Origin of the sequence: Isoptericola sp. S6320L (genome assembly GCF_023015685.1) — a bacterium.
Classification (GTDB): domain Bacteria; phylum Actinomycetota; class Actinomycetes; order Actinomycetales; family Cellulomonadaceae; genus Isoptericola; species Isoptericola halotolerans_A.
This window is the reverse complement of sequence record NZ_JALKAT010000015.1, coordinates 13,056-28,623: the sequence shown is the minus strand read 5'-3', so window position 1 is coordinate 28,623 and position 15,568 is coordinate 13,056. Positions and strand designations below refer to the sequence as shown.

Annotated in this window: 10 protein-coding genes; 3 read left to right on the top strand and 7 right to left on the bottom strand. The window is 75.1% G+C overall.

Features of this window, described 5'->3' with window-relative positions:
- Positions 1-60: 60 nt before the first annotated feature.
- The 6 genes from MWU57_RS10225 to MWU57_RS10200 all read right to left on the bottom strand — a co-directional run bounded on the left by MWU57_RS10225 (position 61) and on the right by MWU57_RS10200 (position 7,126).
- Positions 61-1,344 (bottom strand): cyanophycinase, encoded by a 1,284-nt coding sequence (locus tag MWU57_RS10225; RefSeq protein ID WP_246909065.1) that lies wholly within the window; start codon positions 1,342-1,344, stop codon positions 61-63.
- Complete coding sequence (locus tag MWU57_RS10220) at positions 1,341-2,579, bottom strand: M20/M25/M40 family metallo-hydrolase (RefSeq protein WP_246909064.1); 1,239 nt, start codon at positions 2,577-2,579, stop codon at positions 1,341-1,343. Before MWU57_RS10220 ends, MWU57_RS10225 begins: the two co-directional genes overlap by 4 nt.
- Complete coding sequence (locus MWU57_RS10215; RefSeq protein WP_106267012.1) at positions 2,576-3,352, bottom strand: amino acid ABC transporter ATP-binding protein; 777 nt, start codon at positions 3,350-3,352, stop codon at positions 2,576-2,578. The genes MWU57_RS10220 and MWU57_RS10215 overlap by 4 nt, the downstream gene beginning before the upstream one ends.
- Positions 3,349-4,284, bottom strand: coding sequence for an amino acid ABC transporter permease (locus MWU57_RS10210; RefSeq protein ID WP_246909063.1), 936 nt, complete (start codon positions 4,282-4,284; stop codon positions 3,349-3,351). The genes MWU57_RS10215 and MWU57_RS10210 overlap by 4 nt, the downstream gene beginning before the upstream one ends.
- A gap of 1 nt (position 4,285) precedes the next feature.
- Complete coding sequence (locus MWU57_RS10205) at positions 4,286-5,248, bottom strand: ABC transporter substrate-binding protein (protein WP_246909061.1); 963 nt, start codon at positions 5,246-5,248, stop codon at positions 4,286-4,288.
- Between the two features lie 210 nt (positions 5,249-5,458).
- Positions 5,459-7,126 (bottom strand): DEAD/DEAH box helicase, encoded by a 1,668-nt coding sequence (locus tag MWU57_RS10200; protein ID WP_246909059.1) that lies wholly within the window; start codon positions 7,124-7,126, stop codon positions 5,459-5,461.
- A gap of 235 nt (positions 7,127-7,361) precedes the next feature.
- Between MWU57_RS10200 and MWU57_RS10195 the strand changes: the two genes are divergently transcribed.
- Positions 7,362-8,132, top strand: coding sequence for a ferritin-like fold-containing protein (locus MWU57_RS10195; RefSeq protein WP_106267002.1), 771 nt, complete (start codon positions 7,362-7,364; stop codon positions 8,130-8,132).
- Between the two features lie 89 nt (positions 8,133-8,221).
- On the opposite strand, the gene MWU57_RS10190 is transcribed toward MWU57_RS10195, so the two are convergent.
- Positions 8,222-8,446, bottom strand: a complete 225-nt coding sequence (locus tag MWU57_RS10190; protein WP_246909057.1) for a DUF3107 domain-containing protein — start codon at positions 8,444-8,446, stop codon at positions 8,222-8,224.
- A 154-nt stretch (positions 8,447-8,600) separates the two neighbouring features.
- On the opposite strand from MWU57_RS10190, the gene MWU57_RS10185 reads away from it, so the two are divergent.
- Together MWU57_RS10185 and MWU57_RS10180 are read left to right on the top strand one after the other, a co-directional pair.
- Positions 8,601-11,945, top strand: a complete 3,345-nt coding sequence (locus MWU57_RS10185; protein WP_246909055.1) for an ATP-dependent DNA helicase — start codon at positions 8,601-8,603, stop codon at positions 11,943-11,945.
- Complete coding sequence (locus MWU57_RS10180; RefSeq protein ID WP_374108546.1) at positions 11,942-15,547, top strand: UvrD-helicase domain-containing protein; 3,606 nt, start codon at positions 11,942-11,944, stop codon at positions 15,545-15,547. Before MWU57_RS10185 ends, MWU57_RS10180 begins: the two co-directional genes overlap by 4 nt.
- Positions 15,548-15,568: the final 21 nt, after the last annotated feature.

Sequence of the window (15,568 nt, the reverse complement as noted above, 5' to 3'; positions counted from 1 at the left end):
GCAGCGTAGCAAGGGGTCGCGGACCCGTCGCCACGCCACCCGGCACCGTCCCGGGATCGGTCAGCGGGTCGCGCGGACCGACACCCGGAGGGACTCGTAGGACGACGCCTGCGACCCGTCGGTGGTGTAGGCGCGGAACCCCGGTCCCTCCACGAGCCCGACCTGGAAGCGCGGGTCCGTCTCGAACGTGGTGCCGGTCGTCCTGCGGTCCTTCGACGAGGCCAGCGCGCGCGCCAGGTCGGACAGCACGAACTCGGTGCCGTCACCGGCGAGCGAGGAGAACACGTCCGTGCGCCGCGCGTCCGTGCCTCGCACCGTCGGGCGCAGCTCCCGGGCAGCCGCCGACGGCGTGACGTCCCGTCGTGCGGCGTCGTACCGGTCGCCGTCGGTCAGCCAGGACCACCGCACGCCGCGGATGCTCCACTCGCCCCGCGAGGTGCGGGGACGGGCGTCCCGCAGGTCCAGCAGGTTGACACCGTTCTCGCCGAGGACGGAGAGCTGCTCGTGGTCGGTCCCGGCGTGGTCGACCACCAGCGCCGTGTTCGGGTCGACGCCGAACACCCGCTCCTCGCCGGTGTCGCTCGCCAGGCGGATCGCACGCCCCTGGCGGCCCCACGCGCCGAAGTGCGTGTCGAGCAGCCCCGAGGCGAAGAACCCGAAGCCGCCGCGAGGGAGGTAACCGAGCTCGGTGGGGTCGTCGAAGTAGCCGGGCGCGCTGCCGGCGGCGAGCGCCTCCCAGCTCTCGCCGCCGGTGACCATGTTCGCCCCGGCCATGATCTGCATGCCGGCGGAGGTCCCCGCGACGACGGCGCCGTCCTCGAAGCGGTCCCGGACGGCGGCGAGCAGCGGGGTGTCCTCCTGCTCGGGGCCCTCCGTCATCAGGGTCACGTAGCGATACTGGTCGCCCCCGCCGAAGAAGAAGCCGGTGAGCTCGCCGACCTGCTCCACGACGGCCGGGTCGTGCGCGACCTCCGGGTGGTCGAGGTCGAGCGGGATCCAGGTCGTCTCCCCGGCACCGAAGCCCTCGAGGAGGTCGGCGTAGTAGGTGCCGTTGTCGACCGAGTTGTTGCCGTCCTCGGTGCCCGCGTCAGGGTCCTGGGACGCCGGGACGGCCGCGGCGGTGATGATCCCGATCCGGGCGTCGGCACCACCGGCGCGTTCGACGATCTCGCCGTAGACCTCTGCGTTGTCGTCCGCGAGGCTGCCGCCGACGAGGACCAGCTGGCCGCCGTCGCCCGCCTCGGGCTGGGTGGCGCCGGCGGGGCCGGCGAGAAGGAGGGGCACGGCCACGGCCGTGCCCGCGAGGAGGGCGGCCAGACGGGCACCACGTGGTGACGTCGTCATGGGTGTTCCTTTCGTGAGGGCGTTTCCTGCGGGGCGAGGAGCCGGCCGGCGTCGAGGACGAGGCCGGCCAGGAGGGCGATCCGTGCGGGTGCTGTCGCGACGTCGAGCCACTCGGCGGCGCTGTGGTCGCCGCCGCCCACGGGCCCGAGGCCGTCGAGGGTCGGCGTGCCGGTCGCTGCCGCGAAGTTCGCGTCGGACACCCCTCCGGTCAGGGCGCCGTCCACGGCGAGGCCGGTCCGGCGGCCACGGCGCACGGCGAGGTCGAGGAGGCGGCGGGACGCCGGCGTCGGCTCCAGCGGGGGGCACGACCCGCTGCGCTCCGTGGTCCCGGAGACGCCGCCGACGGCCACCGCGTCCACCAGGTCGTCCACCGCCAGCAGGGCCTCGTCGAGGGCGGCGGCCGACGGCGCCCGCACCTCGATCTCGAGGCGCGCGCGGTCGGCGACGACGTTGGGCCGGGTGCCGGCGCGCAGCACACCGACGTTGATCGTCACGCCGGGCCGTGCGGCGGCGGCGTCGCGCACCGACAGCACGAGCGCGGCGGCTGCGGCGGCGGCGTCGATCCCGCGCTCGGGCTCGATGCCGGCGTGCGCAGCCCGCCCCCTGAGCTCCACCGTGACGTCGCACGCCCCCTTGCGACCGAGGACGAGGTCGCCGTTCTCCCGGGCGCACTCCAGCCCGAGGACGACGTCGGCCTCCCGGGCCAGCGCCGTCAGCAGGCTCACCGTCTGGGGCGACCCCACCTCCTCGTCGGGGCTGAGCAGCAGGACGACCTCGCCGTCGTGCGGGCCGGGCAGGTCGGCCAGCAGACGCATGGCGTGGATGCCGGCGAGCACGCCGCCCTTGTCGTCGCTCACGCCGGGGCCGATCAGCCGGTCCCCGTCGCGGACGGCCGGCCGGGCGGCGGCGGTGCCGTCGGGGTAGACGGTGTCCGTGTGCCCGACGAGCAGGACCGTCCCGGGGCCGGGCACGGGGAGCCGCGCGACGAGGGCCGGGCCCACCGGCGGGCCCGTGCGGTGGACCTCGACGATCTCCGTGCGGGCCCCGAACGACCGGAGGCGGTCGGCGCACCACGTGGCCGCACGGCGCGTGCCGGCCGGGTTCCACGTCCCGGAGTCGAACGACGTGAGCTCGACGAGGTCCGCGACGAAGCCTTCCGCGGCCTCCCGGGCGCGTCCGAGCAGGTCCGTGGCGTCGCCCGTGCCGAGGACGCCGGCAGGGCCGGGCGCCGTCACAGCACCCTCGCCAGGAAGGACTGCGTGCGCTCGTGCTGCGGGTCGTCGAGGACCTGGCGGGGCGGGCCGGTCTCGACGATGACGCCGTCGGCCATGAAGGCGGCCACGTCGGCGACCTCGCGGGCGAACCCGACCTCGTGCGTCACGACCAGCATCGTCATGCCGTCCCGGGCGAGGTCGCGCATGACGTCCAGGACCTCCCCGACGAGCTCGGGGTCCAGGGCCGAGGTCGGCTCGTCGAACAGCAGCAGCCGCGGTTCCATGGCGAGCGCGCGGGCGATGGCCACCCGCTGCTGCTGACCGCCGGACAGCTGCGACGGGTAGGCGGAGGCGCGGTCGGCGAGTCCCACCCGGTCGAGGAGCTCGCGCCCTCGCTCGAGCACCTGGGCGCGGGAGCGCCGACGGACCACGACGGGCCCTTCGACGACGTTCTCCAGAGCCGTCCGGTGCGGGAACAGGTTGAACCGCTGGAAGACCATGCCGATCTCGGCACGCCGACGGGCGATCCTGCGCTCGGTCAGCTCGTAGAGCTTGCCGTGGCGCAGCTCGTAGCCGACGTCCTGGCCGTCCACGAGCAGGCGGCCGCCGTCGATGCGCTCCAGGTGGTTGACGCAGCGCAGGAACGTCGACTTCCCGGAGCCCGACGGTCCGAGCAGGCAGACGACCTGGCCCGGGTGGACCTCGAGGTCGATGCCCCGCAGCACGGTGTTGGTGCCGAAGGACTTGGTGACGCCACGGGCGTCGATGACCGGGGCGGGGGGTGCGGAGCTCATCGGCGGGCCTTCCAGGTCTCGAGGGCACGGGCGAAGGGTCGCCGGGCCACCGCGCTGCCTGCGACGCCACGACCGAACCGCTGCTCGAGCCGGCGCTGGGGGATGGTGAACAGGGTCGTCAGGGCGAGGAACCAGATGCTCGCCACGATCAGCAGGGGGATCACCTTGAAGTTCTGGGCGTAGACGGCCTGCAGGTTGGACAGCAGGTCCTGCCCCGCGATCACCGACACGAGCGCGGTGGTCTTGAGCATGGTGAGGGTCTCGTTGCCCATGGGCGGGACGATGACCCGCATGGCCTGCGGCAGGACGACCCGGCGCAGGGTCTGCGCGGGGGTCATGCCGAGCGACTTCGCCGCCTCGGTCTGGCCGTGGTCGACCGCCTGGATGCCGGCCCGGACGATCTCGGAGCCGTAGGCGATCTCGTTGAGCCCGAGCGCCAGCAGCGCCGCGACGGTGGCCGGGATCAGGGTCGAGGTCTGTGCCGAGTACAGCACGACGTCGGTGAACGGGATCCCGAGGGTGATCGTGGGGACGAACGCACCGAGGAAGCCCCAGAAGATGATCTGGATGAGGATCGGCGTGCCCCGGAAGACCCACACGTAGAGCCCGGCGACGGTGCGCAGCACCGGGTTGCCGGACAGCCGCATGACGGCGACGACGACGCCGCCGACGATCCCGATCGCCATGCCGGCGAAGGTGAGCCAGAGGGTCACGACGAGCCCGCGGAACGTCAGGGGTGCGAACAGGTACTCGCCGACGGTCGGCCAGTCCAGGTTCGGGTTGCCGGCGACGTTCACGAGGAACGAGGCGGTCAGGACGAGCACGATCAGCCCGGCGACGAAGCGCCCGCGGTGCCGCAGGGGGACGACGGGCAGCGCCGGGTCGGCCGGGTCGGCCGTGACGCCGGGAGCAGGGGTCATGGTCGAGCTCATGTCAGGACTCGGCGCCGTTGATGGTGGCCTCGTCGACGGCGATGCCGGTGAGGCCGTACTTGTCGAGGATCACCTCGTAGGTGCCGTCGTCGATGAGGGACTGCAGCGCGACCTGGATCGCCTCGGCCAGCTCGGGCGTCGTGTTGGACACCCCGATGCCGTTGGGGGTGGCGCCGTAGCCGTTGGGTGCCGCCGGATCGTCGATGCTGTCGAACGTGGCGCCGTCGCCGGCGGTCTTGGCGACGTAGCCCGCGGCCGGCTTCGTCAGGAGCGACGCCACGACGGCGCCGCTGCTGATGGCGAGCTGGGCGTCGGAGTCCTTGGGGTACTGCTTGAGGTCGACGGGCTCCGCACCCAGGTCCTCGCACTCGGCCGCCCAGCTCTCGACGAGGTCGACCTGCTGGGTCCCGCTCTGGACCCCGACGGGCAGCCCGCACAGGTCGGTGTAGGTCTCGATGCCCTCCGGGTTGCCCTCCGCGACGAGCATCCCGGTGCCGGACGCGGAGTAGTCGACGAACGTCAGCGCACCCTGGCGCTCGACGGTGTCCGTCATCGCCGAGATGGTGATGTCGTACTTGCCGGCCTGGATCGCCGGGATGATGCCGTCGAACTTCTGCGCCTCGAAGGCGAACTCCAGGCCCAGCACGGCGCCGATCGCCTGGCCGAGGTCGTAGTCGAGGCCGGTGATGACGTCGGAGCCCTCTTCCTCGTACATCTCGAACGGCGGGTACGGCACGTCGGTCGCGACCCGGACGGTTCCGCTGTCGAGGAAGGTCTCGGGCACCAGGGCCCGGGCCTCCGGGTCGACGGCGATCTCGACGCCGACCACCTCGCGGGCCTCGGGGGTGGTGGTCCCTGCCGCGGGTTCCGCCGTCGTGGCGGCGGTCGAGCAGCCGGCGGTCAGGGCGGTGAGGGCCACCGCTACGGCGGCGATCGTGCGGCGGGCGGGGGGAGTGCTGTGCATGGTGGCTGCTCCTCGTCGAGTGGACCTGGTGTAACGCAAGTTACATAGACTGGCCACGCACGTCTAGATGTAACACGTATAAGTAACATGTTCGTGACGTCGCGGTCATCAGGTCACCGCACGACGAAGGGCCCGGACCAGTCGGTCCGGGCCCTTCGGCCACCTGGGCGTCAGGCGGGTGCGTGGCACGCCGCGTCGCCGGTGCGGAGACTACGCGCCGTCAGCCGACGTGGAGCCGTTGCTGGTGCGGCGGCGCCGCCGACGACGGCGCTGTCCCTCGCCGGAGCCCTCGCCGGCCGCAGGCTTGTCGTCCGGCCGTGCCGCGCCGTCGGACCGCTGACCCTCCGAGCGCTGGCCCTCCGACCGGCGAGCCTCACCGGAACGGCCGCCACGTCCCTGCGATCCACGGCCCTGACCACCGCGTCCGCCGTCGCGCCCGCCCTGGCCACCGCGGCCCTGACCGCCGCGTCCGCCGTCGCGCCCGCCCGCCGTGCGCTTGCCGGTCTCCCCGAGGTCCTCGAGCTCCTCCGCGTCGAGTCCGCCGAGCTTCTGGGCGCCCTTCGGCAGCCGGCCCTTGGTCCCCTCGGGGATGCCGAGGTCGCTGAACAGGTGCGGCGAGGACGAGTAGGTCTCCACCGGCTCGGGGTGGCCGAGGTCCAGCGTGCGGTCGATCATCTGCCACCGCGGGACGTCGTCCCAGTCGACGAAGGTGATCGCGGTGCCCTTGTTGCCCGCGCGCCCGGTGCGACCGATGCGGTGCAGGTACGTGCGCTCGTCCTCGGGGCACTGGTAGTTGACCACGTGCGTCACGTCCGTGACGTCGATGCCGCGGGCCGCGACGTCGGTCGCGACGAGCACGTCGATGTTGCCGTGCCGCAGCGCCCGCAGGGCCTGCTCACGGGCGCCCTGGCCGAGGTCGCCGTGGATCGCGCCGGCGGCGAACCCGCGGGTGCGCAGCTCGTCGGACACCTTGGCCGCGGTGCGCTTGGTGCGGGCGAACACGATGGTGCGGCCGCGACCCTCCGCCTGGAGGATGCGGGCCAGCACCTCGACCTTGTCCAGGGCGTGCGCGCGGTAGACCACCTGGCGCGTGTTCTTGACCGTCGCGCCCTCGTCGTCCGGGTCGGCCGCACGGATGTGCGTCGGCTGGGACATGTAGCGACGGGCCATGGAGACGACGGGACCGGGCATGGTCGCGGAGAAGAGCATGGTGTGGCGCACGGCGGGCGTGCGGGACAGGATCTTCTCGACGTCGGGCAGGAACCCGAGGTCGAGCATCTCGTCCGCCTCGTCGAGCACCACGGTCGCGGCGCGGGTGAGGTTGAGGTGTCCCTGGTTGAGCAGGTCGACCATGCGGCCGGGCGTGCCCACCACGACCTCGACGCCGGTGTTCAGGGTCTCGATCTGCGGCTCGTACGCGCGGCCGCCGTAGATCTGCACGATCCGCACGTTGCGGTGCTTCGACGCGGTCTCCAGGTCGCGGGCCACCTGCGAGGCGAGCTCGCGGGTCGGCGCGACGACGAGGGCCTGCGGCTTGCCCGGCGCGGGGAGCGCGTCGAACCCGGGCTCGCCCGGCGCGACCACGCGGTGCAGCAGCGGCACGCCGAACCCGAGGGTCTTGCCCGTGCCGGTCTTGGCCTGGCCGATGATGTCGTGGCCCTGGAGCGCGACCGGGAGGGTCATGGCCTGGATGGGGAACGGGTGCGTGATGCCGGAGTCGCTGAGCGCGCGGACGATCTCCTCGCGCACGCCGAAGTCGGCGAAGCTGACGTCCTGGGCCTGGATGGCCGAGGCCGACGAGTAGTCGACGTTGGCGGGCGGCTGGTCGCCGGCCGGGGCCCCTGCGGCGCCGTCCGGGGTGATGTCTGTGGTGGTCACGTGATGCCTTCGCTTGTCGTCGGCGCGACGGACCGCGAGGGCTGCCCAGAGGGCCTGCCGCGGGTCGCACGCTGCGCCGAGGTGGTCGGCAGCCGATCGCGGAAGTACATCGCGCGGTGAGCGCGGCGGGTCAGCATCGAGACGACCGGGCAACCGAAGTACCACACCATCGTATCGGAACGCACACCGACCGGCGGGAGGCGTCGGTCACGTCGCCGCCTATCCTGGTTCGGTGATGAGCCCCCGCACCGCCGCCGGCGTCGACCCCACCGTCCCCGCACCGGTCGTCGAGCTCGTGGGGCTCGCCGCCTACACCGAGCTCGCGGAGTTCGGCCTGCTGGCGGCGCGCTCCGTGGACGCGCCGGACCTCGCGACCCGGCAGGCGCTGGCCGACGGCGCCGACCGGGCGCTCGCACGGCAGCGCGCGCTGTTCGCGCTCGTGAGCGCCGACGACGGCGTCGTGCCCGGCGTGGTGGGCGCCACCGTCATGGCGCCCTTCGAGGACGCGCTCGCCGACTTCGACGCGCGGACGGACACGGACGACTGGGCCGAGGGTCTCCTCAAGGGGGTCGTCGGCCACGGCGTCGCGCAGGACTTCTGCCGCATCCTGGCGGGCGGCCTCGACGGTTCGAGCGGCCGGGCGGTGCGCAAGGTCCTCGAGCGGCCCGCGCCGGGTCCGGAGGCGGGGGCCGACGCCGGGGCGGACGCCGAGGCGATCTGGCTGCTGGCCCGCATGGCGGCGGCCGACGAGGTGCTCGCCTCGCGGCTCGCGCTGTGGGGCCGGCGCGTCGTCGGCGAGGCGCTCGGCGTCGTGACCGCGCTGCTCGGCCGGCGACCGCAGCTGGTCGTGCTGGCCGCGGAGGCGGCCACCCGGCTGGGTGCGGAGCTGCCGGCAGGCCGGGACACCGCGAGCTCGGACACGGAGGTCGCGGTGCGGTCCTGGCTGGTCGCGCGGCTCACGGGGGAGCACACGCGCCGGATGGACCGCATGCGGCTCGCCGCGTAGCGCGACGACGGCGGCCCGGCGGTCGCCGGCCCGCCAGGACCAGGGACCGCCGGGCCGCCGTCGTGCTGCGCCGGTCGGGGCTCGACGCCTCAGAGGCTCCCGAAGCCGACCGGGCGCTGCTCGCCGCTGCCGATCTCGACGTATCCGATGGTGGCCGACGGCACGATGATCAGCCGGCCCTTGGCGTCCTTGAGCTCGAGCGCGGGAGCCCCGTCGAGTGCCTTGCGGACCGCCTTGGCGACGTCCTCGGCGCTCTGGTCGGTCTCGACGACCAGCTCGCGGCTCAGGTTCTGCACACCGATCGTGATCTCCACGTTGACTCCTTCGCGCGTGGCGCCGCGGCCTGCGGCACCGGATGGACGGGCTGCCACGATCCTATGCACGGCCGCGGCTCCGGGTGGCATCGTCCGCGCAGGGTGAACGCACAGGTGACGGAGCATGTCGGTGGCTCGTGGTCGAATCGCACCCGTGACAGCCACCGCGACCGTCCGCCTCGTGCCGCCGGCCCCTGCGCAGACCGCCGGGGCCGCCGTCGTGCTGGACGAGTCGCAGGAGACGGCGGTGGCGACGGCGCTCCGCGGACCGGCGACGCTGGTGGTGGGTGCTCCGGGGTCCGGCAAGACGACGGTGGCCCGGGAGGTCGCCGTGCGGGCGATCGCGTCCGGCGCCGACCCGTCGCGCGTCCTCGTCCTCGCTGCCACGCGCCGGTCGGCCGCTCGGCTCCGTGACGAGGTCGCCGCCGGTGCCGGGCGGACGATCGGCGCACCGATGGTGCGCACGGCCGCCTCGGCGGCGTTCTCGGTGCTGCGCACGCGCGCGGCTGCCCTCGGCGAGCCGCCGCCCACGCTGGTCTCCGGCCCCGAGCAGGACCTCGTGCTCGCGGAGCTCCTGGCGGGTCACCTGGCCGGTGAGGGGACGCCGCTGCCGCTGCCGGACGGGTTGCGCGAGGAGTCGCTCGGTCTGCGCGGGCTGCGCCAGGAGCTGCGTGACCTGCTGATGCGCGCCGCCGAGCGTGGCCTGGCCCCCGTCGACCTGGACGAGCTCGGCCGCCGCCACGAGCGCCCCGAGTGGCGCCTGGCCGCTCGCCTCTACGAGGAGTACCTGGACGTCACCGCGCTGCGGCTGGGCACGCCCGACGCGGGGGCACGCTACGACCCGGCCGTCGTGGTCGACGAAGCCGCCCACGCGCTGGCCACGTGGGACGTGCCCGGCGCTGCCGCACCGACGTGGGACCTGGTGGTCGTGGACGACCACCAGGAGTCGACGGTCGCGACGGCGCGGCTGCTCGGGGCGATGCACGACGCCGGGGCGGGGCTGGTGCTCCTCGCCGACCCCGACGCGGCGGTGCAGGGATTCCGTGGTGCGGCCCCGGCGCTGGTCGGCCGCGCCGCCGCCCGCCCCGGCGAGACCGGCGCGTTCGACGCCCGCACCGTCGTGCTGCAGACGGCCTGGCGCCAGCCGGAGCGGCTGCGCGAGGTCACGCGGGCGATCACGTCGCGCGTCGCCACGGTGTCGGGAGCGTTGCACCGCGGCGCAGCACCCCGGCCGGACGGCGACCCGTCCGCCGTCGAGGCCCGTGGGGCCCGGGCCGAGGTCGCCGTCCTCGCGGGCACCGCCCAGGAGGCGGCCTACATCGCCCGTGAGCTGCGAGCCGAGCACCTGCTGCACGGCACGCCCTGGGAACGCATGGCGGTGCTCGCACGCAGCGGCGACCGGCTCGCCGCGCTGCGCCGTGACCTCGTCGCCGCCTCGGTGCCGGTGGCCCTCCTCGGCTCGGACGTGCCGCTGCGCGACGAGCCCGCCGTCGTCCCCCTGCTCGCGGCCCTGCGGGTCTGCGCAGCCCCGAGCGGGCTCGACCGGATGCTGGCCGAGCTGCCGGACGGCGACCGCCCGGCGGCGGAACCGATGCCGGGCCTGGACGCCGAGACCGCGGCGCTGCTGCTCACGTCGCCGATCGGTGGTCTCGACGCGGTGTCCCTGCGCCGGTTGCGCCGTGCCCTGCGCGCCGAGGAGCTGTCCGGCGGCGGTGGGCGGTCCTCGGACGCGCTGCTCGTCGAGGTCCTGGCCGATCCGGCACGGGCGGCGACGCTGCCGTCCACCGTCCGCCGCGGTCCGGTCGCGGTCGCGCGGGTGCTGGCCGCGGGTCGCGAGGCGGCAGACGTCGCCGGCGCGACGGCGCAGACGGTGCTGTGGTCCGTCTGGGCAGCGACCGGCCTGGCCGAACGGTGGCGTGACCTGGCGCTGGCCGGCGGGCCGGCAGGCGTGCGGGCGGACCGCGACCTCGACGCCGTGCTCGCGCTCTTCCGCGCGGCCGAGACGTACGTCGAGCGCATGCCGGGCGCGTCGGTGGCGGCCTTCGTGGACTACCTCGCCTCGCAGGACCTCCCCGCCGACTCCCTCGCCGCCGCGGCCAGCGGCGCTCGCGCCGTCGAGGCGCTCACGCCGGCCGGCGCCGCCGGGCGCGAGTGGGAGGTGGTGGTGGTGGCCGGCGTCCAGGACGGCGTCTGGCCCGACCTGCGGCTGCGCGACTCGCTGCTCGGGTCGCAGGCCCTGGTCGAGCTGCTCGCAGGCCGCGCGCAGGACGCGCACGGCGTCGGCAAGGAGGCCCGGGCCCAGGTGCTCGCGGACGAGCTGCGGGCGTTCGCCGTCGCCGTGTCCCGGCCGAGCCGCCGGCTGCTCGTCACGGCCGTCGAGGACGTCGAGGACAGCCCGTCGGTCTTCTGCGACCTCGTCTCGCCCCGCGACGACGACGCCGCGGAGGGGCCTGACCCGCGACGGGTCCCGGTCGGGCCTCCGCTCGACCTCCGTGGCGTCGTGGCCGCCGCGCGCGCGGAGCTGGTGCGGTCCGCGACGGCGCGCCTCGCCGGCCCGCGAGGAGCGTCGGTCGGCGCGCCGCCGCGCTCGGACGATCGAGCGGCCGACGGCGGGACGGACGCGCGCTCCGGGACCGCCGCCGCGCTGCTGGCGCGGCTCGCCGAGGCCGGCGTGCCGGAGGCCGACCCCCGCACCTGGTACGGCGTGGCGGAAACCTCCAGCGAGGCGCCGCTGTGGGGGCCGCAGGACGAGGTCGTCGTCTCGCCGTCCAAGGTCGACACGGTCACGACCTGTGCGCTGCGGTGGGCCTTCGAGTCGGCCGGCGGGACGGCGCCCGACGCCACCCACCAGACGCTCGGCACGCTCGTGCACAGCATCGCGGAGGAGCACCCGGAGGGCTCGCTGAGCGTGCTGCGGGCCGAGCTCGACCGCCGGTGGCCGGAGCTCGCCCTGCCGGAGGGCTGGCCCAGCCGTCAGCTGCGCCGTCGCGCCGAGGAGATGGTCGCCCGCCTGGCCGACTACTACCAGGACGCCGGGGAGCCGGTGCTCGTGGAGCCGGCCTTCGACCTGACGCTCGGCCGGGCCCGGCTGCGCGGCAAGATCGACCGGGTCGAGGCCGACGGCGAGGACGCGGTGACCGTCGCGGACCTCAAGACCGGCCGCACCGCGCCGTCGAAGGACAAGGCGGCGGAGAACCCGCAGCTCGGCGCCTACCAGCTCGCGGTGGAGGGCGGAGCGCTCGACCTGCCGGAGGGCACGCGCAGCGCCGGCGCACGACTCGTGTTCGTCGGCACCCCGACCAAGGGTCCGTCGGTGCGCGGACAGGGCGCCCTGGAGCCCGGAGCGGACGGTTCGAGCTGGGCACGGTCGCTCGTCGAGCAGGCCGCGGACACGATGGCGGCCTCGGCCTTCGTCGCGCGGGAGAACGACCTGTGCGGCATGTGCCCCGTGCGGCGCAGCTGCCCCGTGCAGGCTGAAGGACGGAGCGTGATCTCGTGACCACCCCGCAGGCGCCGGAACCGGCGCGCGGCACCGGGGACCAGGGCGACGTCGAGCACGGCGCGGACCTGCTCGGCGGCGTCGACTGGGCGGCGCTCGGGAACGAGGCGCGCAGCCTCCGGCTCGGGTTCCCGGAGCTCGACGAGCCGCTCGACGAGCCGGGCACCGACCGTGGCACGGCGGGTGACGCCGTCGCGGGCGCGGCGCGGCCACGGCTCTCGGCGCGCGACATCGCGGACCTGCTCGGCCGGCCGGCCCCCACGGACGAGCAGGTCGCGGTCATCGAGGCTCCGCTCGAGCCGGTGCTCGTCGTCGCCGGCGCCGGGTCGGGCAAGACGGAGACGATGGCGGCACGCGTCGTCTGGCTCATCGCCAACCAGCTGGTGGAGCCCGAGGAGGTCCTCGGGCTGACGTTCACCCGCAAGGCCGCCGGGGAGCTCTCCTCGCGCGTGCAGTCGAGGCTCGGGCAGCTCGCGCGCGCCCAGGGCCGGTCGGCGGGCGACCTGGACCTGCTGTCCCGCCCCACCGTGGCGACCTACAACGCGTACGCCGCCTCGCTGGTCGCGGACCACGGGCTGCGCCTCGGCGTCGAACCCGGTTCCCGGCTGCTGGGCGAGGCCAACCAGTGGCAGCTCGCGGCAGAGGTCGTGGAGTCGTGGGACGGCGACCTCGGCACCGACAAGGCCGTGAGCACCGTCGTCGGTGCGGTGCTCTCCCTGTCCGGAGCCCTCGGCGAGCACCTGCTGGACGTCGACGCGGCCCGTGCCGCGCTGGACGACGTCGTCGAACGCCTCGACGAGCTGCCGCTCGGACCGAAGCAGCGCGCCCGCACCAAGGACGTCGACCAGCTCGTCGGCTCGGTGGCCGAACGGTCGCGGCTGCTCGGGCTCGTCGCCGAGTACCGGCGCCGCAAGCGGCACAGCGACTCCCTCGACTTCGGCGACCAGGTGTCGCTCGCCGCCGAGCTGGCCCGCACCGTCCCCGCCGTAGGTGCCGCGGAACGCGCCCGGTACCGCGTGGTGCTGCTCGACGAGTACCAGGACACGTCGTTCGCCCAGGTCGAGCTGCTGGCCGGGCTGTTCAGCGCGGGCCACGCCGTGACCGCCGTCGGGGACCCGCACCAGTCGATCTACGGCTGGCGCGGTGCCTCGGCGTCGGGGCTGTCCCGGTTCCCCGAGCGGTTCCGCCACGCCGACGGTGCGGCCGCGGCCGTGCGCTACCTCAGCACGTCCTGGCGCAACGACGCCGCGGTGCTGACCGCGGCCAACATCGCCTCGGCACCGCTGCGCGAGGTGGCGGGCGCGACGACGGCGGTCCAGGTGCCGCCGCTCGACCTGCGCCCGGGCGCGGGGAGCGGGTCGGTGACGGCGCACGTGGCCACCACGCTGGAGGAGGAGGCGGAGTCCGTCGCCGACTTCGTGGCCGCCCGGTGGCGGCGTGCCACCCGGCCCGACGCCGCGGACCGGGTCACCGCCGCGGTGCTGTGCCGCGCCCGCTCCCAGTTCGCCGCCCTGGAGACGGCGCTGCGCCGGCGCGGGCTGCCGGTGGAGGTCGTCGGCCTCGGCGGGCTCCTCACGACGCCCGAGGTGGTGGACGTCGTCGCGCTGCTCGAGGCGGTGCACGACCCCTCCCGCGGCGACTCGCTGCTGAGGCTGCTCACCGGCCCGCGGGTCAACCTCGGTGCCGCCGACCTCCACGCCCTCGGCTCGTGGGCGGCCGACCTCGCACGGCGCGACGCACCCCGCCCTCGGTCTGCCGCCGACACCGCAGCCCCCGCGGACGAGCCGGACCTCGACGAGGAGCAGGCGCCGGTGGTCGAGGGCGACGTCGTCGACCACCGGTCGATCGTCGACGCGCTCGACGACCTGCCCCAGCCGGGCCGTCCCGCCCGGGACGGCCGGGTCCTCACCCCCGACGGGCGCACCCGGCTGACGGCGCTCGCCCGGCTGCTCCGCGAGCTGCGGTCGCTGACGTACCTCTCGCTGCCTGAGCTGGTGGTCGCCGCCGAGCGTGCGCTGGGCCTGGACGTCGAGGTGACGACCGCCGAGATCCTGGCCGGCGCCGTCGCCACCGGACCGGGCGGGGCGCCCGCTGCCGAGGGGATCAGCCGTCGGGGGCGCGAGCACCTCGACGCCTTCCGTGACGTCGCCGCGAGCTTCGCCCAGTCCGCCGACGTCGCGACGCTCGGCGCGTTCCTCGCCTGGCTGGGCGTCGCCGACGACCAGGAGCGCGGGCTCGACATGCCCGTCCGCGAGCCCGACCCCGACGCGGTCCAGGTCATCACGGCGCACGCCGCCAAGGGCCTGGAGTGGGACGTGGTCGCCGTGCCAGGACTGGTCGACGGGGTCTTCCCCACGCAGGCGGAGACGTCGAAGGGCCGCACGAGCAGCGGCTGGCTCACCGGCCTCGGCGAGCTGCCGTACCACCTGCGCGGGGACGCCCACGACCTGCCGGTCTTCCGGTTCGACGCCGCCACCGACACCAAGGACCTGGTCGCCCGACGCGACGAGTTCCGGCTCGACTGCGGAGCGCACCAGCTCGCGGAGGAGCGCCGCCTGGCCTACGTGGCGTTCACGCGTGCGCGCCGCGAGCTCCTCTGCACCGCGCACTGGTGGGGCACGGGCTCCCGGCCGCGACGCGTCTCTCCGTTCCTCACGGAGCTCGCGGAGGCCGGGCTCGTCGACGCCGCCGGCTGGGTGCCGGCACCCGACGCCGAGACCTCCAACCCGCGCGACGACCACGACCGGACGGACGTCTGGCCCGCACAGCAACCGGACCCGGCGAGCGCCGAGAGTGGCGCCGCGGGTGCCGCGCCGAGCCCGCGTGACATCCTGCGCGAGACCGCTGCCCGGGTGCACGAGGCGGTCCGTGCGGGCACGGTCCCGCGCGACGGCGTCCTGCTCGACGGCGCCGAGCACGACCTCGTCGAGCTGGCCGCGATCCTGCTGGCCGAGCGCGGTGAGCGCGACGAGCCGACGGTCGAGATGCCCGCGCACGTCTCGGCGTCCGGGCTGGTCCGGCTCGCTCGGGACCGCGAGGCGTTCGCCCGGCAGCTACGCCGTCCGGTCCCGAGCGAACCGACCGTGCACGCGCGTCGCGGCACCCTGTTCCACGCCTGGGTCGAGCAGTTCTACTCGTCGGCGTCGCTCATGGACGTCGAGGACCTGCCGGGTGCGGACGAGCTCGACGTCGCGACCGACCTGGCGCTGTCGGACCTGCGCTCCCGGTTCGAGCAGACCCCGTGGGCGGGCCTGACGCCGGTGGCGATCGAGCAGGACGTCGAGACGCCCATCGGTGGCGTGATGGTGCGGTCTCGCATGGATGCCGTCTTCGTCGATCCCGACGTGCCGCCGCCCGCACCCGGCGAGCCGCCCGCCGTCGTCGTCGTCGACTGGAAGACGGGCCGCGAGCCGCGCGACCCGGACGACCGCGCCCAGCGCGAGGTGCAGCTCGCCGCGTACCGGCTCGCCTGGGCCCGCTGGACGGGCCTGCCCGTGGAGAAGGTGAGCGCTGCGTTCGTGTACGTGGCCTCCGGGACGACGGTGCGGCCCGCCGAGCTGCTCGACGAGGCGGGGCTGGAGGCGCTCGTCAGGGGCGCATAGGCCGCGGCGCGCCCTGACCCA